The following is a 23,731-nucleotide window of genomic DNA, read 5'->3' as shown; positions in this document are numbered from 1 at the left end:
CTAAGTTTTGGCTGCTGTTTCCACTTGATTCGGCAGCCATAGCACCAGTAATAAACCAAACAAGACCACCACACTGGCACAGAAGAAAATGGTCGCACCTGAAAATATTTGCCAATAGTGCCCAGCCAATAAACTTCCAGATGCTACCCCTAAGCCCCACATGGTGCTATACAATGCCTGTCCTCGGCCTTGCTGCTCTGGTGTAAAGTTTTGGAAAATCACTTTCATGGCAATCAGATGGAACAGGCCAAAACTAAAGGCATGTAAACACTGAGTAAGTAACTGTCCAATATAATTGTTTTCTAAAACACCGACCAAGAACCAGCGTAAACTGGTTAAAAGCAGGCAAATCACTACCAATGTTCGCCATGAAAAGCGAGTGAAGAAGAGCTTTTGTGCAATAGCAAACATAATGATTTCAGCAATCACCCCCATCGCCCATAAGCTGCCAATTTGTGTGGTGCTAAAGCCAATTTCTTTTAGATAGTTACTATAAAAGCTATAAAACGGCGCCAATGAAAACAGCAAAATAAATTCAATACTAAAAAATGCAGCAACGATGGGCCGTTTTAAAATCGGGAGTAGCGGTTCAAGCGTTTTCTGAGAGCTTGGTGCATGTTCAGGCTCTTTAATACTAAATGACCAAAGAAAAGCCAGAAATGAAACAGAGAGCAATAAAATAGGCAGCATTGAGATTGGAATAACCTCCAATAAAGCCCCAATTACAAATACACCGACAATAAAACCGACTGAACCCCATTTACGCACTTTGCCATAGAGTTCCGCACGTTTTTCACCTAACCAGAATAAAGTCACGCCCTCAAACTGCGCCAAGATGGCATTTTGGAAGAAACTGAAAATCAACATCAGTAACGCCACTGATTGGAAACTATTCGGGATTACGAAGATGGCAAACCAGATACAGGTTTCCATCCAGGTCGCAATACGTACCAAAAGCATTCGCTTTCCTGATTTATCAGCAATCCAGCCCCAAATTAATGGTGCAAAAAAACGGGTAATAATCGCAATTGAAGAAAGAATGCCGATCTCTTGGTAATTGAACCCCTGATCTTGTAGATACAGGTTCCAATACGGCATGAACGTTCCGACTATGGCATAGTAGAACAGGTAGAAACCACCCAATCGTGTTTGGATACTTAATGATTGAAGCAATTCAAATGCCTTTTTTAAAGTGTCAAATAAGAATAAATAGAGAAAATAAACTCGATTGATATAAGCGAATTTTAGCTCATTTCACCAAACAATTCGCCAAATATCCGCATGAATATCAAAGCGGATATGTAAAAAAAGGGCTGAAAATTCAGCCCTTTTTTTACATATCCGCTTTGAAAGTTAAACATCCGTATTTAAAGCCACACTCGGCTGAGCATTTCTTAATTTTCGCTGTTTCAAATAATAGGCTAGCATTAAACACAGAATCCATGCGGGAATCATCATGACTGCGATCCGCATATCCGCAGTCATTGACATCACCACGAGAATACCCAACATAAAGATCATGCACAGATAATTACTAAATGGATAAGCAATACTTGGGAACTTGGTAGTGACACCCTGTGCTTGCATGGCCTTACGGAACTTTAAATGCGTCCATGAAATCACCACCCAGTTAATCACAATCGCTGCAACCACCAGCATCATTAACAAACCAAATGCTTTCGCAGGGAATGCATAGTTCAACAACACACACAGTACCGTAACGAATGCAGATACATAAACCGCATTGGTTGGAATACCACGTTTGTTGATTTTCTGAAGGAACTTAGGTGCATTACCTTGTTGAGCCAAGCCCAATAACATACGGCTACTGCAATAGCTGGTTCCGTTATAAACAGATACAGCCGCAGTTAAGATCACAAAGTTCAACATTGTTGCAACGCCTTGGCTATCCAATGATGCGAAGACCATCACGAATGGGCTACCACCTTGCGCCATTTGGTTCCAAGGGAACAGTGCGAATAAGATGAAAAGCGTTGCAATATAGAAAATCAAAATACGATAGATAATTTGATTCACTGCTTTCGGCAAGGTTTTATCAGGATCACGTGCTTCTGCCGCAGTGATACCAAATAACTCAATTCCACCAAAGGCGAAAATGATCACTGCCATGGCCATGACCAGACCTTCTACACCAAATGGAAAGAATCCACCCAATGCCCAAAGATTACTGATACCAGCTTGTGGCCCTGCTGTTCCTGTTGCAAGTAAATACGAACCAAAACCAATCATGGCCAAGATTGCTAAAATTTTGATGATAGAGAACCAAAACTCCATTTCACCAAAAAACTTGACATGCAAAAGGTTGATACCGTTAATTAAGATAAAAAAGGCCAATGCCGAAACCCATGTCGGGATTTCAGGCCACCAATATTGAATATATAACCCAATCGCCGTGAGCTCAGCCATACAGACCAGCACATTGAGTACCCAATAGTTCCAACCTGACATGAAACCTGCAAATGAGCCCCAGTATTTATAAGCAAAATGGCTAAATGAACCACTGACTGGCTCTTGTACCACCATTTCACCTAACTGTCGCATCATTAAAAATGCAATGAGCCCTGCAATCGCATAACCCAGAATGACCGATGGGCCAGCCAGCTTAATCGATTGTGAGATACCTAGAAACAAACCTGTGCCAATCGCACCACCTAGCGCAATAAGCTGGATATGCCGATTGCTTAAACCTGGGTTCAGGTTTCCTTGCTCCTGTTTTGACATATGATTATTCTCATCCGTGTCGCGTAATTTTTCTGTCTAAAATTACGTATATCATAAGTTAATCACAAATGCCTATATCTAACCCGAAAAATAATTAATTCACTTTTCGAATAACCGCGCATATAAACAGAAAATTCAACAAATAACAAATATTATGAATAATGTAATTAAATTATGTATTGCGTAATTAATTATTTTCAGTATGATAGAAATTAAGACACAGGGATTTTTGCTCTAAGCAAACTAGAATTGACCGATAAAAACCTATACATCATTTTATCTTTCAATCGCTTAATCAAAACACTCCCTAAATAACCAGATTAGACCGACAGAATTAAAGACAAGGAAAGCGAATCATGGCACATCATTTAACTTCTTTTCTTGAGATTGATGCCCAATCAGATTTCACAATACATAATTTGCCATACGGCATTTTCAGCGAGACAGCACAAGGTGAAAAACGCGTTGGCGTTGCAATTGGTGAATGGGTGCTTGACCTTGCCGCATTAGAGCAAAAAGGCTTATTACAGCTCACAACAGTAAACTGCTTTAATCAGCCAACATTGAATAAATTTATTGAAACAGGCAAACACAATTGGCATACGGTTCGCAGCACTGTGCAAAGCTTATTGTCTGCGGAAAATCCGACCTTACGTGATGATGCAGATTTACGTCAGCAAGTCTTGTTTAAACAAGAAGATGTGGTTTTACATTTACCGATTCATGTACCTGGCTATACCGACTTCTATTCATCGAAAGAACATGCCACCAATGTCGGTACCATGTTTAGAGACCCTAAAAATGCGCTATTGCCGAACTGGAGCGAATTGCCTGTCGGCTATAACGGTCGTGCCAGTTCTGTGATTGTCAGCGGTAAAGACATTGTGCGCCCTTCAGGACAAATCAAATTACCGAATGAAGAACGTCCTATGTTCTCGGCAACCCGTAAACTCGACTTTGAATTAGAAACTGCTTTTGTCGTGGGTAAAGCAACTGAATTGGGCGAGCCGATTGCCATTGAAAATGCATGGGAACATATCTTCGGTATGGTGTTGCTGAATGATTGGTCAGCACGTGATATTCAACAATGGGAATATGTCCCTTTAGGTCCTTTCAATGCCAAAACCTTTGCCAGTGCCATCTCACCGTGGGTGGTGACCATGGAAGCGCTTGAACCATTTAAAGTCAAAGGTCCGGAGCAACAACCAAAACCATTAGGCTATCTACAAGAAAACACCGCAAACAGCTATGATATTCAGCTTAGTGTTGAAGTTCAAACCCCTCAATCTTCACAGTCTAATGTGATTTGCCAAACCAACTTCAAATATATGTATTGGTCAATGGCACAGCAACTGACCCATCACACTATTGCAGGCTGTAATGTCCAAGTCGGCGATTTAATGGGTTCAGGCACAATTTCAGGCCCAACTGAAGATTCTTATGGCAGCTTACTGGAACTGACGTGGAATACCACCAAACCGCTCAACCTTTGCAACGGCGAAAAGCGTGGCTTCTTGGAAGATGGTGACCGTGTTGTGATGAAAGGCTACTGTGAAAAAGATGGAATCCGCGTGGGCTTTGGCGAAGTTGCCAATACCATTTTACCAGCACGTCACTTTCGTTTTAATCAACAAAAGGACGAGCGTTATGAAACTGTATAGTTACTTTCGTAGCTCTGCGGCTTATCGGGTACGTATCGCGCTTAACCTAAAAGCATTGCCCTATGAAACTGAAGCAGTGCATCTCGTTAAAAATGAGCAGCAACTGGCAAGTTATCGTGCCCTCAATCCAAGTCAGTTGGTGCCGACACTACTTGACCAAGATCAGGTCTTTACCCAGTCGCTCAGCATTTTGGAATATCTGGAAGAACGTTATCCAGCCAAAGCGCTGTTACCCAAAGATCTGATTGAACGTGCCAAAGTTCGTGCCTTTGCACAAAGCATTGCCTGTGATATTCATCCGATCAATAACCTGAGAGTGTTGAAGTATCTACAAAACGATCTTGCGATCAGTAATGAGCAAAAAACGCTGTGGTACAGACATTGGATTTTAGAAGGCTTTCACAGCTTAGAAATGCAATTACAGCATTCCAATGGGCAATTCTGCTTTGGCTCACAGCCAACTTTTGCAGACTGCTGCTTGATTCCTCAAGTCTACAACGCCAAGCGCTTTAAAATTGATTTAAGTGCTTTTCCCAAGATTGAGTCGATCTACCAACATTGTTTAACCCTTCCCGCATTCTTAAATGCGACCCCAGAACAACAACCAGATTGGGAATAGAGATAAAAGGAGTTTTATCATGAGCTTTGCAATTAAAAAAATTCATCATGTGGCTTATCGCTGTAAAGATGCGAAAGAAACCGTCGAATGGTACAAAAAAATGCTGCATATGGATTTCATTCTGGCCTTTGCAGAAGACCATGTGCCATCCACCAAAGCCTTTGATCCGTACATGCATTTGTTTTTAGATGCGGGCCAAGGCAATGTATTGGCCTTCTTTGAACTGCCGACGCAACCAGATATGGGCCGTGATGAAAACACACCACAATGGGTACAGCATATTGCTTTTGAAGTGGAAGATTTAGATGCGCTGATGGCAGCAAAAGCACATCTCGAAGCCAATGACGTGAAGGTATTAGGGGTGACCAACCATGGTATCTTCCACTCGATTTACTTCTTCGATCCAAATGGTCATCGTCTGGAACTGACCTATAATGATGTCAATGCCGATGCCAAGATTGCACGAATTACCGAAGAAATGAAATTAGAAATGCTGGATGAGTGGAGTCGCACCAAACGTGCACCACACCATACTCATTTCTTACACGAAGATGAACTCGGTGCATAAATTCAGTTCCATGAATTTGGCATTAGCATTGTAAAATGTTAATGCCTTTTTTTATGGTCTAAATTTAAAGCATTTTGTATATTTTTAAGGCATAGTAGGCTCAGCAAAATAGCGTGCAATCTCTCTAAAAACAATTGTATGCTTATGCAATTCACCAATTTGATTCATTTAAAAAGATGATTTCTATTTTGCCAACTGCTCAGGCATTATGTGCTGGATGTAAATTGTCCATGATTGACAGCAACAAACACGGCGTGAAAGCACGCAGCTTAAGGGTTATTGAATGATTGAAGAAAAGTTATCTGGTGGGGTTCAATCACTTGAGGTCGGTTTAGCGGTACTCAATGCCCTTTTAGAGCATAACAAGCCCATTATATTAAAAGACCTATCCAGCAAACTGGATATGCACCCTGCCAAGGTACACCGTTATCTGGTCAGTCTGATTCGCATGAATTACGCCAAGCAGCTCACCGATGGTCAGTACGCCTTAGGCGATCAAGCATGGCGTTTAGGCTTGAACTGTATCCAGCATACCGATGTATTACAGCTGGTTCAGCACCTGATTTATGAATTACAAAACAAGATTGGCTGTGGTATTCAAATCAGTAAATGGTCGCCCAAAGGGCCTTTAGTGGTTCAATCGATTGAATCCAACCATCCAATTTCAATCGTGACCAAGGTTGGTTCGATCATGCCATTGGTCAATTCCGCAGCGGGTCGTGTGTTTGCCTCTTATATGCCTGAAGCCGTGATTAAGCCGTTGATGCAAGCGGAATGGGAAAAAGCGGCTCATAACCATTACCCGATTAGACCGACTGATTGGGATGAGTTTCTATTACTCAAAGAGAATGTCCTGCAACATGGCATGTCGATTGCTCAGGGTGATCTTTTGGTCGGGATTAATGCAGTGGGTCTACCGATCTTTAATGCGCATCATTCAATGGAGTTTTGTATTGTCGCGTTGGACAGTGAAATGTTTTTCTCAGTTCATGAGGGCAGCGAGAACTTAGAACTGTTTAAACGTGAAGTTGCAGCAATCAATCAATATATTCAAACCCGTTAATAATTCATCCATATAAAAAAGCCAAGAAGCAAACTTCTTGGCTTTTTTGTTTCAAGCTTTGAGCTGAATTATTTTGCTTCTAGTACACCACGGCGGATCTGGTCACGTTCGATGGATTCAAACAATGCCTTGAAGTTGCCTTCACCAAAGCCATCATCATCTTTACGTTGAATAAATTCAAAGAACACAGGCCCAAGCATGTTTTGCGAGAAAATCTGCAACAACAGTTTTTTCTGACCATCTTTGGTATTGCCATCCAACAAGATACCGCGTTTTTGCAGTTCTTCCGTTGGCTCACCATGATTAGGTAAACGCTCTTTCAACATTTCATAGTAGGTTTCAGGTGGTGCAGTCATAAACTGCATACCAATCCCTTTTAACTTGTCCCATGTTGAAAGCAGGTCATCGGTAATAAACGCGATATGCTGAATGCCTTCACCATTAAAATCTGCCAAGAACTCTGCAATTTGACCGTTGCCCTTGTCTGAATCTTCATTCAGTGGAATACGAATCATGCCATCTGGCGCAGTCAAGGCTTTAGAGGTTAAACCTGTATATTCGCCTTTGATGTCAAAGTAGCGGATTTCTTGGAAGTTAAAGATTTTTTCGTAGAAGTTCGCCCAATACTCCATACGTCCTTTATAGACATTATGAGTTAAATGGTCGATTTCGTTCAGGCCCGCACCTTTTGGATTTCTGTCTGCATCATCAAAGAAAATAAAGTCATTTTCATAGATATCACGATCAACAAGGAAAATTGGCATGCCACCAATCCCTTTGATCGCAGGGATATTTAATTCCATTGGCCCAGCTTGTGAATACATTGGTTCTGCACCAAGCTCCACGGCTTTGCTAAATGCTTTGGCTGCATCACGAGTTCTAAAACCCATTGCACAGGCTGAAGGGCCATGTTCTTTAAAGAAGAATGAAGCATAAGATTCAGGCTGGTAGTTCAAGATAATGTTGATATTACCCTGACGCCATAAATAAACTTTTTTAGACTTATGCTTTGCGACTTTAGAAAAACCGATGGTCTCAAAGATCTGATCTAATCCGTTTTCCGTCGAAACAAATTCAATAAAAGCAAAACCACATAATTCTAATGGGTTATCTAAAATGTCCATCTAGTTTCCCTTATTTAGATAAATTCATCCGTTTAATGCTCTGTATAGGTCTTATTCTTCAATTGCTTAATCGCTATCTAAAAGCATCAACCTATACATGCGTTATCAGAAAAGGCGACCGGTGTTTTTATAAGTATGTAAAAGCATCCGTATTAAAGCCCTTTCCGTCCATAAGTCAGCCAAATGAAGAAATCATGATTCTTGATCTTGGCTCTCAGCTATAAATTCATGCTACAAGAAAGTCTAAATTTATGCAATACATAATTCAATTATGTTATGTGTAATTTTATTACTGTTTGGCTCTGCCAATTAAAGGTCGCTATTAAAGAATAATTGGCGATATCTCTAAATCAGACTATGGTCTCAAGCTGATACGAATAAAAGTATTGTGAGTAGACGGCCTGTCTTATTTCCTTAACAAAGTTCGATTAGCTTAAGCCTATGAGCTACGCAGGCGAATGAGATAGACATGACACAAACTTCGATTTTAGAACAGTTAACTCAACTCATTGAAAGCTATAGTCATGAGCATAGTGGTAGACCGCAAAAGATTTTGATTGGTTATAAGGCCTATTATGACTTGATGGGAAATTCGAGTTTTGCCACCGAAGTTACTGACTCCGCTTTAAACCCCAATAAAAGAAAGTATAAAAAGATTAAAATTAAAGTCACCAAAGATGACTATCAGCTTGAGCTAGAATAACGCCCCTGGAAAGAGAATAATTCTCATATCTAACAATTCATTACTTGAGCTTGTGTGAGCTTCTTGGCATCGTTTGTCAGTTGCTTCATTATGGGAATCTCCTGCCGATGGCTAGTCCAGCGCAAGCTATAAGACATAAATTACTTAACACTTTCTTTTCAAGACATTCTGTTTGGTTTCTTTGTATTTTTACTGCTTTAACCATTACTTGGTTTAAATTTACCTATACCCCACATACCATTTATTATTTTATATCTGATACCCTTTTAAACGGTCTTTGGTTAGTCACTGGGGTGCTCAGCATTGTTGGTTTAAGCGACTTACTGCAAAAGAAACATGCAATTTTGAGAAACTATCCAATTTTGGGACATTTCCGCTTTCTGTTTGAAGATGTTCGCCCTGAAATTCGTCAATATTTCATTGAATCGGATCAAGATGCCCTGCCTTTTTCACGTATGCAACGCAGCCTTGTTTATCAACGTGCAAAAAATGAAAATGCGGATAAGCCCTTTGGTTCAATCATTGATGTCTATGATCCAAACTATCGCTTCATTGTACATTCCATTGCCCCGTGTCCTCCTGCGAATCCAGAATCTTTCCGGGTACTGATTGGTAATGCGCAATGTAGCCAGCCGTATAGCGCATCGATCATGAATATCTCAGCAATGAGCTTTGGTAGTCTGAGTGCTAACGCAATCCGTGCATTGAACAAAGGTGCACATTTAGGCAACTTCTACCACGATACCGGTGAAGGTAGTCTCAGCCCCTACCATTTAGAGCATGGTGGCGATATTGTCTGGCAAATTGCCAGTGGCTATTTTGGTTGCCGTACCGCTGAAGGCTTATTTGATCCAGACAAGTTTGCACAGCAAGCCAAAAATCCGAATATTAAAATGATTGAGGTCAAGCTCTCACAAGGTGCGAAACCAGGTCACGGCGGTATTTTACCCAAGCATAAAATCACTGAAGAAATTGCCCGTATTCGTGGTATTTCCAGAGACCATGACTGTGTTTCCCCTTCTAAACACCCAAGTTTTAACACCCCGATTGAAATGATGCATTTCATTCAAAAACTCAGAGAGCTTTCAGGTGGTAAACCAGTTGGCTTTAAACTCTGTATTGGTCAACCTTGGCAATTTATGAGCATTGTCAAAGCCATGCTCGAAACCAAAATTGTGCCTGACTTTGTGGTGGTTGATGGTTCTGAAGGCGGAACTGGCGCAGCACCAATCGAGTTTAGTGACTATATTGGTACGCCACTCAGAGAAGGTTTGCGCTTTGTGCATAATACACTAGTGGGTACAGGATTGCGTGATCAAATCAAAATTGGTGCCAGCGGTAAAATGATCAGCGCCTTTGATATTGCCAGCACCTTTGCCTTAGGTGCGGATTGGGTCAATTCCGCACGTGGCTTTATGTTTGCGGTAGGTTGTATCCAAGCACAAAGCTGCCATACCAACCAATGTCCTGTTGGTATTGCAACACAGGATAAAGATCGTCAGAAAGCGATTGATGTTCCAAGTAAAGCTGAACGTGTGTTTAACTTCCATAAAAACACGCTGCACGCCTTATCTGAAATGATTGCAGCTGCGGGTTTACATCACCCATCCGACATTAAAGCGCATCATTTGGCACAGCGTATGAATGATCGCGAAATCAAAAACTATGCACAGATCCACTTCTTCTTAAAAGAAAATGAATTGCTGCATAGCGATTTAAATGATGACGAGAATTTCTACTATCGTATGTGGAAAATGGCGGATGCCAATCAATTTTAATATAAACGTTTAAGCCAATAAAAATCACCACTAGTAATAGTGGTGATTTGGTTTTGCATGTAAGAAAGCAGGAATTAAGCCTGTCAGCGCAGCACGAATATCAGCACGTTCATTAATTAATTGGTGTGAGCCTTCTTCCAGCATCAATAAAGTCTGCAATCTAAACTTACGGCGAATATATTCAATGTTATAACGCCAATCTACGGTTTGATCTAAAGCACCCTGTGCGAGCCACACAGGAATACGACATGCTGGTCGCTGTTCCATTTCCAGCATCCATTTTGACATCGCCAAAATCCAGTCCATGCCCATCATTCGAGGTTGCAAAGGATCCTTTAAACGAACAAAGCGTAAAAATTCAGGATTATGATTATTACGACGGAAATGTCGTGGTACTTGACTTTTGATCCTACGGATAATGCCCAGACCAACCGAGTTATGCCACCATGCCGTTTTCGCAGGCCGAATCAATGGCGACAACAATAATACCCGATCGACAATAGGATCTTCTCGGCGTTCTGCATATTCAAGTAAGTGATGCATCCAAATTGCACCACCCGTACTTTGCCCAATCCCTAACCACGGCTTCGGTAATTGCTTCGCACCACGAACCGCATCGTAAACCGCGTGTAAAACTTGCTGATAGTGATCAAAATTCTGAATACTGGCAGGTGAACCATTGCTTAAGCCATGTCCAGGCAAATCGTAAGTAACAACACTAAAGCCCTGCTCAAGAATTTCTTTGATAATCGGTTGATAAATACCGCTATGTTCCAAATAACCGTGCAGCAAACACACCGTACCCTGTAATTTCTGTTGTTTAGGCTGAAACACTTGGACATGCACACGGAACAGTGGCATTTCTACATAGCCCTGCCAATGTTCGCCATCCAATAAATGTAAACCATATAACTTACGATACGCCTGTAATGGCTTTGAGATCTCTGTGACACGCGATAAATCCAAAGGTTCAAGCACCTGAGGTGTGGTCTCACGATTTGGTACAGGTAAATCCAGTTGTTTTAAAATTGTCGGATTTAAAAATGGAATATCGGACATTAGGGTATCTCTCGACAATCACTTGAGCCAAATAACATATCACGAATCGTAGCCAGCATTTCATAGTTGGCACGGCGGCTATGATCATAGTTTTGTTCACTTGGACGCCATTGCGTTAAGGTCGTTGGCATTGGGGCCATGACAGGCACAGTCTCAATACCATTTAAAGCAAATAAACGTCGTGTCCGTGGCATGTGGTACTCATCGGTAATCAAAATGACGGTTGGCGCACCACCTTTCTTTTGTAGTAATAGAGAACTGAATCGAGAGTTTTCACAAGTATTCATACTGCGGTTTTCTAACAATTTAGCATCCACACCACGCTCTTTTAACCATGCCTGCATATAAGGTGCTTCGACACCACTCAGTACGATTGGTAAAGCATATTTCTTCTCGACTTGTAAGGTTTTTTCCAAGCGTAAGCGTGTGTAATTATTCACCACAATATCTTTACCATTGGCACCAAGAGTGAGGCCACCGCCCAATACGACAATTGCATTCGGCTGTGAAGCACTTTGTGGCTCAACCAAGTTCTCTTTATTATTTTTCAATTCAATCAGGTCTTTATTGGTCTGATCTTTATCTTCTTCCTTCACAGGTAAAGCAATTGGATAGGTTTCTAAAAAGGCAATATATTTACCCATCAATGCCTGATTATCAGGTGTATTCCACTGTAAAAAATCTAAGGGTGTATTAATCACAACAGCTGAGCTTGCTTGATCCTGCTCAGCTTGTTGTTCACTCATCAATGGAATACTGGGTTGCTTTTTTTCATCTTGGCTTTCTTTTTCCTGCTCTTCAGCAATCAGCTCTTGCAACAACTTATAACGTGCTTGTATTAATCTTAAATCTTCTGATTGCTCAGATTGAAAGCTTCTTTCCATGAGTTTCAAATAAGCCTGTCGAGCAATCCATAGGTTCGAACCAGGCTCTAAGGTTTCGTGCTCACTCAACGCTGCAGGGCGCTGACTCTGCGCTGCAACCTCATTGACATCGACAGGAACAAAGCGGTTCAGACCTTTCACCACCAACTGTGAATAAAAAGGCGAATATAAAAAAAGCACAAACCAGCCCAGTAGCACGAATAATATGGTAATTACTCGTACTAAACTGACCATCCAATGTACTTTCGCCATAGATTTCTTCACCCACTATGCGCTTGAATCAAACCTTGTTCACTGTATAACACAGGTTCAGGTTCCAATAGAATACTAAACTTTTGTTTTACATCACTTTGTACAGCCTGATAAGTGCTTTGTACATCCGCTAGAGTCGCCTCAGCATAATTCACCAAAACCAAAGCTTGTTTATGAAACATCCCAACTGAGCCTAATTGCTTACCCTTCCAACCTGCTTGATCAATTAACCAGCCTGCAGCCACTTTAACACTGCTATTTGCCTGCGGATAATGCGGAATGTTTGGAAATTGTTGAGTAATTTTATCAAATTCAACTTGTGCCAAAATTGGATTCTTAAAAAAGCTTCCAACATTTGGAAATTCTTTCGGGTCTGGCAATTTACTTTGGCGAATGTGTATCACCTGATTCTGTAAGTTTTCTGCGGTCAGTTCATCGCCTACTGCTTGCTTCAGATCACCATAATTCAGTTTAAGTTCAGCTTGTTTCAATAGTTTAAAAGTCACACTGACAATGATGTAACGATTGGGGTGATCTTTGAAAATACTATGGCGATAAGCAAAATGGCAATCTTGCGCAGAGATCGAATCAAACTGTTTTAGTTCACGATCATAAACTTGTACCGATTCAATAAACTCACCCGCTTCAACGCCATAGGCACCAATATTCTGGACAGGTGAAGCACCGACTAACCCCGGTATCAAAGCAAGATTTTGCAATCCAAACCATTGCTGTTGCGTGCTATATAAAACAAAGTCATGCCAGACTTGCCCAGCACCCACCTTAACCGTAATAGTATTTTCATCTTCAGAAAGAACTTCAATTCCCTGAATATTTAAATGCATCACCAAGGCTTGTACTTGCTGTGGCAATAAAACATTACTGCCACCCGAAAGTACCAAAACGTTTAAATGCTGCTGCTCCGCAAATTCTAATGCCGCAAGGACGTCATCTGGATGATTGATTTGTACATAATGTGAAGCAATCGCATTCAAATTTAATGTATTTAAGTTTTTAAGCTGAACCTGCGCTTGTAGCTGCATATTAAATTAAATCCTATTGCCCTGCTTTCATTTGATTTTTAAAAATATCGACCCACGCTTGGCTGCTGGATTCACACTGATCAAGTACTCGATCAAATCCATCTGCACCACCATAGTATGGATCAGGCACCGCTTGTTGACTAAATTGAGGATCATGTTCACTCATCAATGCTAACTTGGCGCGAATCTGATGTGTACCGAACTGTTGCACAGCCTGAGACATGAGTGTTTGAATATCATCAAAGTTTTCATGGTCCATTGCTAAAATCAAGTCGAATTCAACAAAGTCTGCTAAAACAATCTGTCTAGCACGTAAGGTAGATAAATCATAACCACGTTTTGCAGCATGTTTTTGACTACGTAGGTCTGGTGCTTTGTTCGGATGGTAATTACTGGTCCCAGCAGAGTCGACCGTGACATTTAGGCCATGCACATCACAATAATGTCTGAGAATCGCTTCCGCAGTTGGAGATCGACAAATATTCCCTAAACAGACACATAACACATTATATTTTGTAGCCATTAGAAAAACATTCCAATATTTTGTTTTATAAGGAGATTAAAATATTGCATGCAAAATTCCAGCAAAATAAACGCAAAACGATTAAATGTCATTATGCCTGAATTGACCTTTCTGACATCAGCTATTTTGTCAAAAATTGCTTTGATTTGAAAGGAAATAGTGTTTGTCTCTTTTGAATATTCTGTATGAATATGTACTTTTTTGGAATTAACAATGTGTACCACTCACAACCGTTGCATGAAACCACACTGAACAACCAAGCTCATAAAGAAACTGAATGTTTAAAGGTCAATTATATAAAGCTAAAATGCAAAAAACGCTCAAAGAATACGGTTTTTGCGGACGGGCATTCGACTCACGCCACCTCTATCAAAGACTAAGAATGATTGTTGAAAAAGTTAAGATACATTTTGATTAAGGAATCACTTAATCCTGCTCTGCAACTTTAAACATTGAAAACATTTGCTTTTTCATATTTGCTATAGCAGTTCGACTATTATTTAAGTAGCTAAACAGCACTATCTGTAAACTTAAGCGTATATTGGAAACCGTAAAATTTGGGGAAATGACCCATAAGATTTTTAAAGCAGGCATTATCATGATTACATTACATCACTTAGACCAATCACGTTCTTTCCGAATTTTGTGGTTACTCGAAGAAATCAAACAACCATATCAATTGCAACGCTATTACCGTGACTTAACGACTCATTTGGCACCTGAGTCACTAAAAACCATTCATCCTTTAGGAAAATCTCCTGTAATTGAATGGCAAGGTAAAGTCATTGCGGAATCAGGTGCTATAGTAGAGTTGTTGATTCAAAGACTTGCTCCACATCTTGCACCAGATATAAATGACGCTATTTATGCAGATTATCTACAATGGATTCACTTCGCTGAAAGCTCTGCTATGGTGCCATTTTTATTAAAAACGTTTAATCAGATAGAAGCTAGGCATGGTACGAAATTGGTGTTTCTAGAAAACTATACTCAAGTTGAATTTGATAAAGTTTTTGGTTTTTTAAATGATTATTTAAAAGATAAAAATTTTTTAGTGGATGATCGTTTAACAGGGGCAGACTTTATGATGGGATTTGGGCTTCACGGCTTAATTCATCATATGGAACAAGGTGAAAATTATCCATATATTAAAAGTTATGTAGAACGTTTAAGCTCACTACCAAGTTGGAAGGCAGCAGAAAAAATTGAACAAGACGGCATGCTGATCTAAAGATAAAAATATATGGGTGAATCACTTAACAAATATGAATCGTAAAGTCACACTTTGAACAGATTAACTGATGAAACAAGTCCTCTTATGAGAACTTTTACACAAATTTCAGTGTGATTACGAAGACGAATAGAGAAATAGAATGTTTTAGCCATGTTTATGCTGGGCTATTTAACTAAAGATGAACCATATAACGGCGGCTATGACATCTGTCCAGTATATTTCTTGGAGGCTGATCCAGTAAAGCAGAAGATCATGACTTTCGCGCTTAAGTAAATGCACCATTACTGAACCAAGCCCGTGAAAACTTTAAACAGTATAGCGCAATGGAAGAACGATTTATTAGGGAGGTGGGAAAGCCAACGAGGCCTGAGATTCCTAAAAATTAAGATCTCTCAAATTATAGGCCTACTGTACAACGTTTACTTAAATAAGAAGCCAGTATAGACCGTTACATCTCCTAATTTTTCTTAAAAATTATTTTACATTCTGAAATGTGACTCTATCCTCGAATTGTATAAAATTACATCTACCTATATTTTTTAAGAGGCATTTTTTTGAAGATTAATGCAGTGGTTCTTCAGGATGAAGACTTAAAGTTACATAAGCTCCAAAAAGTGCAAGACTCCGTGTACGACTCAGCCCACAACAATAGAGTTTCAAATTGGCTATGGATTTATGCTGAAACAGCCGAGTTTTTTAACTTTGATATATGGGATGAGCTAGACAATGCGTATGTCAATAAAGTAATTCATTATAAGAACAAGCTTTACAAGGTCATTGAAATTAACTCTATGGGTAAAATTAGATATTCCTGAACCACTGATACAATACACATTTACCTAAAAACCTATCCCCCATAAGCTTCAATCAATTTTTTCAAAGATATGGGTGAATACCTCTTTGATTTAAACCCACTCTTTTACGAACGCGAGTTTGATTTTCATTCAATAATGCTTCAAGCAATCCATTCAAATTTTGATCATTTAAAACAGATGGGATAAATTCTTCACAGCCTAACCGATTAAAGAAAATATCTACTTTCGAGCTTTTTTGAACATACTTCATAGACCAGTTTTTAAAACTATATTTCTGAATTTTTTTAACTTCAAATTCAATAATACTGTTATGTCTAGCGTCTTTTTTGATACTTTCGAATAAAGGTAAAACAATAAAGTCTTCCCCTTCTAAACATTGGAAGAATGCATTATTTGCATAGTACAAAACTCCAAATACAGCATTCTTGGAATTAAAGTCTCTTGCTACAGTCAGGATATTGCTTAGATCATCAATCAGATCGTCAGCAAGACCTTGTCGTGAACTTGCATAGCACAATTGAATCTTCATTTTCTTCTCTCATGTACGATGCATGGTTAAAATTTGGTACTAGTCATTTACTTCAAAAACATATGGCTCTGTTGCATACTCTGAAGCTAGAAGCTCAATGAATGATGGGATTGAATTTGTAGTAAGTAAGAAAGGATTAAAATCATCTCTATGGTTTTCTAAAAAGAAGTCCCCTAATCTTTTATTAATTGGTGCAAACTTCATGTTCCAATGTTTAAAAAGTCCAAAATCACATTTTTCATAAAATAAAATTTCGCAGTTTTTATGACGATCATCTTTTAAAATTTTTTCATAGAAAAGCTCATCAATTTTACTCTTACGCCCTTCTAAACACTGAACAAAGTATCCATGCCCATAGTAAAGAACGCCTGTAATTTCATTTCGAGAATTGAAATCTACAGCTGTATCCAAGATTTTTATCAAATCCTGTTTAAGATCTGGATAGATATTGGTGGCCTTGCTTGCGTATAAAACTCTCACGAACTCCATTTTTATCACTTCCAGCTATAAAATTACATAATAGGTAAAAGCTAAATCTACCGACTAAAGTGAAAAGTCTATAGGATCAGCGACTACAATAAAACCGTCTAATACAATACATACATTTGTTTTTTAATACTATTTTAATTTTTTACTTCATTACGTATGCCTTCTGCCATACTTCTGTTAAAAAATATTAATGGATTTTTGAGAATTCCAGAGATATTAAAATTAAGAATTTGATATAAATAAATATTAAATTTTTATTCCAACTATTTATTGATCAAATAACAATCAAATGTACGAGATTTCTTATGATCATGTAAGCCAAAGATTATACCGTTAGATTTTTGAATAACTATAATTTTCTCATACACCAGTATTTCGATAATCCATTATTTTTATTGAGTTTAAAATTCTAGCCATGATTATTTTAGACGACAAAACCAATAGATAGGCTTACTTTAAAAATGGTGTACACACAAATCCCCACCTTTGAGATGAGGCCCTTAAAGGTGGGGATTTTCTTTTCAACTTGAATTAGAGGAAAAACAATGAATATCATCAAGAATTTTTTTATTTTTGCTCTTTCTGTAATAATTATTTCTCTAGTTATAATCGTGTTTGACAAGATGGGAATGAACCAAAACTTTAATTTATTCTTTTCCTCACTCTTATACTCTGTATTTATCACACTGTATTTTAAAAATTTTTTGGTCAGTCTTCTATGCTTTTCTGTGTTTTACACGATACTATTCCTATTAAGTCATTCTCTAGAAGTTTTGTTGATGCTTTTGACTTCACTATCTACACTAATTTTAATTGAAACGCTTATGCCAAAACTAAAAAAGAATGTAGTAATCCCACTTTATAAAACTGATGCTTTTTAATTTCTTAGTCGGTATTCGAATACAAGGCTGATAGACGCATTGAAAATTTAAGGTCGAATCACTTTAATTAAAAAAGCCCTCATCAGAGGACTTTTTTAAAATTATTCAGTTCATTCTTAAGTTAATTTTTTTAACGTCTATCGATATACTCTAAATACCCTCTGCCAATAAGATCTTTCCCTTGGAACATTCCTTGCCACTTATACGAAGAAACATAACCAGCCGCTAAACCATAGCAATATGCGGTATCTACTTCTGCTCTGATTTCTAAAATCTTCAAATTATCGTGATATGCAATCCATTCAAATGTTTCTGGTACATACATGCTATAACCATCAGGTGTTATCTGAGGTTCAACCTTATTCTTAGTAACTTCAAACCTTATATCACCATTAAATTGAATTGAAGTACCATCGATATGACGGTAATAGACTGATGTTAAAATAGGTTGATCTTCATAACAAATAAAAGCCAGCACCAATTGCTGTTCATCATCTAAGTTAATTACTTGATAACTGAAAATCTTTACAGGAATTTGGATAGCATTTACTAATGTTTGATTTTTTAGCATTGATGTTGCTATAGCTTTCCATGATTCAAGAGTGCAAAGCCCATTTACTTCCATACTTTCATCATTTTGAATCATTCGTCCTTCATATTTCATCAATACACTGAAATGCTTGTATAAAGAACCATATGCAAACCATGTGATTGCTCCGGTAGGTACCAAATGTATTTCAATTTGCAAATCTTTTCTTTTTGTAGTTAGAAGAAACCCATTGTCAATTTCTGTGAGAGAAGTTTCATTGTTAAAAATGACAGAAAATGGCTTTTCACTAAACTGTATATCATCAACTATCGAATATGTTTTAAATGCTTCTTCAGTAGAAGATAAAGCTGTCCCATGGACCAATGAAGCGGTATCACCTTTTCCTCTAATGGACATTTGATATTCTGAGTCTGTTATCGGAAAGCCAACATAACCTATCACTGAAGCCCAAGAGAGATAACGATATGGTTCAGGCAAGTCTGGTACCATGATCCCGTAATGTGTACTTCCATATCGCTTATAGTCAATATGTGGGCTTAATTCAAAAGCTTTAGGAAGTGTACTCTGTTTCTTTGGGGTTACAGCACCTAATAAATATCCTGAAAACTTAGCTAATTTGCTATTAACTATATCTTTAATGCCCTTTGGCCCTAAATGACTTGAAGCTAACATAAACATTTTTAAATGGGTTACTTAAAATTAAAATTAGTTCTATATTAGAACTTACAACCAGTTTTATTAATGTTAAATGAGGACAGAACAAATACCTTTTTCTTCTTTTCTTGCTCAGAGCTACACTTTTTAGGAACGCCTTATGTTAATTTATTTAGACAGTGAAACTTATAGTCACATGATATAAAAATGTTGTATTTATTATGAAAAATAAGGATGTATGTATGAACTCGTTTCAATTTCAAACTGTTCCGAACATCATTGCGGGGCTTGGTTCAATACAAGAACTTAAAAGTGTTTTAACACAACAAAATTATCATAAGGCATTGATTGTAACCGATGCAGGAATGATACAACATCAATTGCATCAACCCATTTTAAAAATTCTGAATCAGATTAGTCTTGAATACATTATTTATTCCGATATCCAAGCAGATCCACCAGAACATATTGTGCTGGAAGCTGTTGATTTTGCGAAACAAGAAAAGATAGATGTGATCATCGGTTTTGGTGGCGGTAGTTCAATGGATGTGGCCAAAATCATTGCCTTGCTGGCACATCCTGAACAACAACAAAACCTCAGTGAAATCTACGGCGTAAACCAAGCCAAAGCCCCGCGTTTACCACTGATTCTCATCCCGACCACAGCGGGCACAGGTTCAGAAGTCACTCCCATTTCAATTGTGACTACAGGTGCAACCACCAAAATGGGCGTGGTTTCACCCATTTTATATGCCGATGTTGCCATTTTAGATGCGACTTTCACTCAAGGTTTACCTGCGCATCTTACTGCGGCGACAGGCATCGATGCCATGGTGCATGCCATTGAGGCTTATACCTCAAATATTAAAAAGAATTTTTATGCCGATATGCTGGCTAAAAATGCATTGAAATTACTTAATCATAATTTAGCCAAAGTCTTGAAAAATGGGGCTGATTTAGAGGCACGCCAAAACATGTTGGTGGGCTCTATGTTAGCTGGTCAAGCCTTTGCTAATGCCCCCGTTGGTGCGGTACATGCCCTCGCATACCCATTGGGTGGGCATTTTCACCTTTCGCATGGACATACCAATGCATTGGTACTGGTTGAAGTTTTAAAATTTAATGCACCCAAAGCCAAACAACACTATGCAGAATTGATGCAATTACTAGACCCTCGAAGTACGGGTTGTACCGATGGCCTTTGCGACCTGTTTATAGACCATATGCAGAATCATCTGGACCAAAGTGGCTTAACCTTGAAGTTAAAAGAACTCGATATTGCTGAAGCGAAATTACCACAACTTGCCAAAGATGCCATGCTGCAAACTCGACTGTTGCAGAACAATCCAAGAGAAATGACCGAACAAGACGCATTACAGATCTATCAGGCGATTTATGCATGAGCAAACCGACTTTAAAACGACGCGAACAATTTAAGTTCTTTTTTCCAATCCAGACCCGTTGGGCCGATAATGATATATACGGCCACGTCAACAACGTGACTTATTATAGTTATTTTGATACTGCAGCCAATTCATTACTGATTCAGAAAACAGGTTTCGATATTCATCACAGTGAAATTATTGGTCTAGTGGTTGATTCGGCTTGTAGCTTTCAACAGGAACTGTCGTTTCCAGAAATCATTGAAGTAGGTGTAGCGATTGGCAAAGTAGGAAACTCATCACTTAGATACGAGTTGGCGATCTTTAAACAAGGTCAGCACGAGGCTGCTGCTCAAGGACATTTTGTCCATGTCTTTGTGGATCGGGTAAGCCGAAAAAGCACCACCATTCCAGAAGCGATGCGGGACGTTCTAAACCACTATTTATTGTAATTTCAGATCGTAGAAATAAACATGCCGCAACATTGTATTGAACGATGTTACGGCAGGCCATGATCAATCTAAATCATTAGATATGTGGTAAAGCATAAGGCACAATATCTTGGAAGGTACGACCATGCACATTTTCACCAATCGCATGCATTTTCCATGCATCATTGTGGCGATAAATTTTTGCAATAATCAAACCAGTATGTGCGCCTTGTGAAGACAGCTTATAGCTTGCAATTTCCTGATTGCTGGATTGATCCACCAAACGACAGAATGCATTTTCAACTTTCTCAAATGTCTGTCCACGGAAACTGCTCACAGTAAATACCAACGATTTTACTTGTGCTGGAATCTGGTTCAAATTAACACGAATGACTTCATCATCACCATCGCCCTCGCCGGTTAAGTTATCGCCAGAATGGTGGATACTGCCATCCTTACTTTGCAATTGACCAAAGTAAACCACATCCAATACTTGTTTGTTATCATCAAATAAAATGACAGAGGCATCAAGGTCAATATTCCCACCGCCCCCACCAAAGCCGAAAAAGCCTTTGCTTTTCGCAACGTCCCAGCCCACACCTAAAAAGATTTGTTGTAAGCTGCTGCCATCTGCTTTTTGCAAACTAATTTTTTGGCCCTTTTCTAAATTAATTCCCATGTGTTTTTCTCCTCTAGATAAAAATGATTGTTTTAATTGGATTGATTACGGTTTAAATTTAACTTCGAGCTTAACCATTGCAGGAAATTGTTACGGTTTCGAGAACAAATCACCACCTTACCTTGGCCGGAAAAACGTAATACCATCCCTTCGCCACTGGTCACACTATTGACCAAATTGCCAAGAAAACCACTACTCTGTGAAGTAGAAACGGATAAATTATAATTTAAGCGTGAATCCCAACAGACCACATGTCCATTATCAATAATCACTTCTTTGTTTGGTTCAACCTCAAGCTCAAACAAGGTGCCACAACCAGACACCACCACTTGGCCTTGCCCGCTGGTTTCCATGACCAAAAAACCACCTGTATTACCAAAAAATGCACCACCCAGACTGCTGTTTAAACGAGCTTTGACTTCAACTGAGTCATGTGCCGCCACGAAAGCCCCGTCACTCAGCAAATACTGCGTCGCACCGACATCTAAAATCTGCATATCCCCATCCAACGCTGCGGATAACAGACAGTCACCATCACCGCGTACAGCTTCAATATGCTGCTGAAACAACGATTCATCATTGGCAAAACGACGTAATAGGGATTGCATTAAACCACCTTGCAAACGCCCTTTTAACTCCAAAGGCGCTTCCATCATCACCATGGCATTACTTTCGCAATAGATTTTGTCGCCACGGCGCATGGATACATGCAGGAACGGTTCTGGTGAACCAACTAAGCTAAACTGTGCCATTATTTATTCCTTTTAATTTCTAACAATCTGATGTTGCTTTGCAGCGATTAACCAATCAGGGAATTCTTGTAATAACAATTCATATAAACGTTCATCTGAAACACTATCAATGCGGTCTAAACTAAAGAAATTACAGTTATCGACAATTCGACCTGACATTTCATCCAGCTTTTCTAGTGCACCATAATCTCGCCCGCCAATCCCGACAAATTGCCAGAAAATAGGCAGTTTGGCTGCTTGGGATAATATTTTCTGCATTTGTCGACGGCTGCCCACGCCACCATCCGAAATAAATAAAACATAAGTCGGGATTTGATCTTTGAATTTTTGGAAATAATTAATCACAGCTTCAATTGCTGGAATTTCCTCATTATAACGTGCCCCCACTTGCCAGTTTTTCCAGCCACGTTGGGTGGTATTAATGAAATCATTGACATTGTCGAGCGTCACATCATCTAGTTGTGTCGTTTTAGCAGCAAAAGCCCAACACTCAAAACTGCCATCATCATCAAAATGAATGGCCAGTGGCATTAAGCGATTCACCACCTTTTGCACATCACCGCGGCGATATTGCCCATCCATTGAGCCAGATGCATCCAAGACCAGTGCCACGCGTGCGGTTACACCCAGTAAGTTTTTCTTTTCCAGTTGGACCAGTGATTTTTTGGTCAGATCGATAATGGATGCATTGCCCGTTTTTCCGGCCTTTTGCAAAGATAATTTTTTCTTTAAATCGATATTCGATTGTGGTGTTACTGGTGTCGACTGTTGTGCTGTTGGCTCTTCGGCAACCTCTCCACCAAAATGTTGAATTAAGGCAGCAAGACCTGCATTAAAGCCTTGTCCAATAGCGGCTAAACGCCAAATACCGTCTTTTCGATAAATCTCAATCAGCATGGTGGCACGTTCTTGATCAAAGATGCTGCCATCTAACTTCAGTTCAGCAATCGGCTGTAACTGCAAGTTAAGAATTTGAATCGTCGCTTGCTGTAATTGCGACATGACATTCTGTCCATCAATTGCAGCGGTCAAAACCAGATGTTGAATATTTGCAGGTAGTTTTGCAGAATCAACTAAAAAACGGCTGCATTTATTGTGATTTTCAATCAGACGAACCGCTTGGCATGGCGTTTCAGGCTGATTATAAAAGGTCATGTATCGCTCATCACTCAAACGATACTGCGGATCAAGCCCAAAACTGGCGATATCTAAATCAAAAGCGGCTTGATATTGAATCTGGATATAAAAAGAGGATTGCCCCTGTAAAACATCATTTAATTTTATTTTTTGTCCGCGAACTAAATTCAACATATTCA

At 39.2% G+C, this 23,731-nt stretch carries 26 protein-coding genes; 13 read left to right on the top strand and 13 right to left on the bottom strand.

The window, feature by feature from the left end:
* Together MN869_RS00240 and MN869_RS00235 are read right to left on the bottom strand one after the other, a co-directional pair.
* Positions 1-1,173, bottom strand: a complete 1,173-nt coding sequence (locus MN869_RS00240; protein ID WP_081406939.1) for an MFS transporter — start codon at positions 1,171-1,173, stop codon at positions 1-3.
* A 180-nt stretch (positions 1,174-1,353) separates the two neighbouring features.
* Positions 1,354-2,742, bottom strand: a complete 1,389-nt coding sequence (locus tag MN869_RS00235) for an amino acid permease (protein WP_033133025.1) — start codon at positions 2,740-2,742, stop codon at positions 1,354-1,356.
* A gap of 356 nt (positions 2,743-3,098) precedes the next feature.
* Between MN869_RS00235 and fahA the strand changes: the two genes are divergently transcribed.
* From fahA to MN869_RS00215, 4 genes are all read left to right on the top strand, one after another.
* Complete coding sequence (gene fahA, locus MN869_RS00230) at positions 3,099-4,403, top strand: fumarylacetoacetase (RefSeq protein WP_033133024.1); 1,305 nt, start codon at positions 3,099-3,101, stop codon at positions 4,401-4,403.
* Positions 4,390-5,022 (top strand): maleylacetoacetate isomerase, encoded by a 633-nt coding sequence (gene maiA, locus MN869_RS00225; protein WP_033133023.1) that lies wholly within the window; start codon positions 4,390-4,392, stop codon positions 5,020-5,022. Before fahA ends, maiA begins: the two co-directional genes overlap by 14 nt.
* 19 nt (positions 5,023-5,041) lie before the next feature.
* The gene (locus tag MN869_RS00220; RefSeq protein ID WP_033133022.1) at positions 5,042-5,590 is read left to right on the top strand and encodes a VOC family protein; all 549 of its coding nucleotides are present in this window, start codon (positions 5,042-5,044) and stop codon (positions 5,588-5,590) included.
* A 283-nt stretch (positions 5,591-5,873) separates the two neighbouring features.
* Positions 5,874-6,653 (top strand): IclR family transcriptional regulator, encoded by a 780-nt coding sequence (locus tag MN869_RS00215; RefSeq protein WP_033133021.1) that lies wholly within the window; start codon positions 5,874-5,876, stop codon positions 6,651-6,653.
* A gap of 68 nt (positions 6,654-6,721) precedes the next feature.
* Here MN869_RS00215 and hppD read toward each other — a convergent pair whose 3' ends face one another.
* Entirely contained in the window at positions 6,722-7,777 is a 1,056-nt protein-coding gene (hppD, locus tag MN869_RS00210) for a 4-hydroxyphenylpyruvate dioxygenase (RefSeq protein ID WP_004807569.1), read from the bottom strand.
* 469 nt (positions 7,778-8,246) lie between these two features.
* Between hppD and MN869_RS00205 the strand changes: the two genes are divergently transcribed.
* Both MN869_RS00205 and MN869_RS00200 read left to right on the top strand, forming a co-directional pair.
* A complete protein-coding gene (locus tag MN869_RS00205) occupies positions 8,247-8,480 on the top strand; it encodes a hypothetical protein (RefSeq protein ID WP_004653215.1) in 234 nt (77 codons plus the stop codon).
* A 107-nt stretch (positions 8,481-8,587) separates the two neighbouring features.
* A complete protein-coding gene (locus MN869_RS00200) occupies positions 8,588-10,258 on the top strand; it encodes an FMN-binding glutamate synthase family protein (RefSeq protein WP_243306738.1) in 1,671 nt (556 codons plus the stop codon).
* Positions 10,259-10,288: 30 nt separating this feature from the next.
* Here the strand turns inward: MN869_RS00200 and MN869_RS00195 are convergent, their stop codons facing one another.
* Genes MN869_RS00195 through MN869_RS00180 form a run of 4 tightly spaced genes read right to left on the bottom strand, consistent with a single transcriptional unit; the run spans position 10,289 to position 14,019 of the window.
* Entirely contained in the window at positions 10,289-11,317 is a 1,029-nt protein-coding gene (locus MN869_RS00195) for an alpha/beta hydrolase (RefSeq protein ID WP_033133019.1), read from the bottom strand.
* Positions 11,317-12,453: a YdcF family protein gene (locus MN869_RS00190; RefSeq protein WP_033133018.1), complete on the bottom strand. Its 1,137-nt coding sequence runs from the start codon at positions 12,451-12,453 to the stop codon at positions 11,317-11,319. Before MN869_RS00190 ends, MN869_RS00195 begins: the two co-directional genes overlap by 1 nt.
* An 8-nt stretch (positions 12,454-12,461) precedes the next feature.
* Entirely contained in the window at positions 12,462-13,496 is a 1,035-nt protein-coding gene (gene murB / locus MN869_RS00185; RefSeq protein WP_005203267.1) for a UDP-N-acetylmuramate dehydrogenase, read from the bottom strand.
* 13 nt (positions 13,497-13,509) lie between these two features.
* Positions 13,510-14,019 carry a low molecular weight protein-tyrosine-phosphatase gene (locus tag MN869_RS00180; protein ID WP_033133017.1) on the bottom strand — a complete coding sequence of 170 codons (510 nt, stop codon included), beginning with the start codon at positions 14,017-14,019 and terminating at the stop codon, positions 13,510-13,512.
* 598 nt (positions 14,020-14,617) lie between these two features.
* Between MN869_RS00180 and MN869_RS00175 the strand changes: the two genes are divergently transcribed.
* The 4 genes from MN869_RS00175 (at position 14,618) to MN869_RS00170 (ending at position 16,068) form a co-directional block, all read left to right on the top strand.
* Complete coding sequence (locus tag MN869_RS00175; protein WP_033133108.1) at positions 14,618-15,250, top strand: glutathione S-transferase; 633 nt, start codon at positions 14,618-14,620, stop codon at positions 15,248-15,250.
* A gap of 153 nt (positions 15,251-15,403) precedes the next feature.
* On the top strand, positions 15,404-15,526 hold the full coding sequence (locus MN869_RS20355; RefSeq protein WP_264673601.1) for a hypothetical protein: 123 nt from the start codon (positions 15,404-15,406) through the stop codon (positions 15,524-15,526).
* Positions 15,527-15,537: 11 nt separating this feature from the next.
* Positions 15,538-15,639 carry a hypothetical protein gene (locus tag MN869_RS20450; RefSeq protein ID WP_241345107.1) on the top strand — a complete coding sequence of 34 codons (102 nt, stop codon included), beginning with the start codon at positions 15,538-15,540 and terminating at the stop codon, positions 15,637-15,639.
* A 168-nt stretch (positions 15,640-15,807) separates the two neighbouring features.
* Positions 15,808-16,068: a hypothetical protein gene (locus MN869_RS00170; protein ID WP_017402300.1), complete on the top strand. Its 261-nt coding sequence runs from the start codon at positions 15,808-15,810 to the stop codon at positions 16,066-16,068.
* A 61-nt stretch (positions 16,069-16,129) separates the two neighbouring features.
* Here MN869_RS00170 and MN869_RS00165 read toward each other — a convergent pair whose 3' ends face one another.
* Together MN869_RS00165 and MN869_RS00160 are read right to left on the bottom strand one after the other, a co-directional pair.
* Positions 16,130-16,597, bottom strand: a complete 468-nt coding sequence (locus MN869_RS00165; RefSeq protein WP_005189133.1) for a BLUF domain-containing protein — start codon at positions 16,595-16,597, stop codon at positions 16,130-16,132.
* A gap of 39 nt (positions 16,598-16,636) precedes the next feature.
* On the bottom strand, positions 16,637-17,086 hold the full coding sequence (locus MN869_RS00160) for a BLUF domain-containing protein (protein WP_005189145.1): 450 nt from the start codon (positions 17,084-17,086) through the stop codon (positions 16,637-16,639).
* A gap of 545 nt (positions 17,087-17,631) precedes the next feature.
* Here MN869_RS00160 and MN869_RS00155 point away from each other — a divergent pair.
* The gene (locus MN869_RS00155; RefSeq protein WP_005203261.1) at positions 17,632-17,967 is read left to right on the top strand and encodes a hypothetical protein; all 336 of its coding nucleotides are present in this window, start codon (positions 17,632-17,634) and stop codon (positions 17,965-17,967) included.
* A 130-nt stretch (positions 17,968-18,097) separates the two neighbouring features.
* On the opposite strand, the gene MN869_RS00150 is transcribed toward MN869_RS00155, so the two are convergent.
* Positions 18,098-19,189: a DUF6670 family protein gene (locus MN869_RS00150; protein ID WP_033133107.1), complete on the bottom strand. Its 1,092-nt coding sequence runs from the start codon at positions 19,187-19,189 to the stop codon at positions 18,098-18,100.
* A 224-nt stretch (positions 19,190-19,413) separates the two neighbouring features.
* On the opposite strand from MN869_RS00150, the gene MN869_RS00145 reads away from it, so the two are divergent.
* Positions 19,414-20,574 carry an iron-containing alcohol dehydrogenase gene (locus tag MN869_RS00145; RefSeq protein WP_033133015.1) on the top strand — a complete coding sequence of 387 codons (1,161 nt, stop codon included), beginning with the start codon at positions 19,414-19,416 and terminating at the stop codon, positions 20,572-20,574.
* On the top strand, positions 20,571-21,005 hold the full coding sequence (locus MN869_RS00140) for a thioesterase family protein (protein ID WP_004807599.1): 435 nt from the start codon (positions 20,571-20,573) through the stop codon (positions 21,003-21,005). The genes MN869_RS00145 and MN869_RS00140 overlap by 4 nt, the downstream gene beginning before the upstream one ends.
* 76 nt (positions 21,006-21,081) lie before the next feature.
* Here MN869_RS00140 and MN869_RS00135 read toward each other — a convergent pair whose 3' ends face one another.
* From MN869_RS00135 to MN869_RS00125, 3 genes are read right to left on the bottom strand one after another with little or no spacing between them, the layout of a single operon-like run.
* Complete coding sequence (locus MN869_RS00135) at positions 21,082-21,663, bottom strand: TerD family protein (RefSeq protein WP_004807602.1); 582 nt, start codon at positions 21,661-21,663, stop codon at positions 21,082-21,084.
* A gap of 32 nt (positions 21,664-21,695) precedes the next feature.
* Positions 21,696-22,415, bottom strand: a complete 720-nt coding sequence (locus MN869_RS00130; protein ID WP_033133014.1) for a TIGR00266 family protein — start codon at positions 22,413-22,415, stop codon at positions 21,696-21,698.
* Between the two features lie 12 nt (positions 22,416-22,427).
* Complete coding sequence (locus tag MN869_RS00125; RefSeq protein WP_033133013.1) at positions 22,428-23,726, bottom strand: VWA domain-containing protein; 1,299 nt, start codon at positions 23,724-23,726, stop codon at positions 22,428-22,430.
* Positions 23,727-23,731: the final 5 nt, after the last annotated feature.

The sequence above is a fragment of the Acinetobacter sp. NIPH1876 genome, assembly GCF_022808535.1.
Classification (GTDB): domain Bacteria; phylum Pseudomonadota; class Gammaproteobacteria; order Pseudomonadales; family Moraxellaceae; genus Acinetobacter; species Acinetobacter higginsii.
The sequence above is the reverse complement of the archived record's forward strand: the minus strand, read 5'-3'. Positions and strand labels throughout refer to the sequence as shown.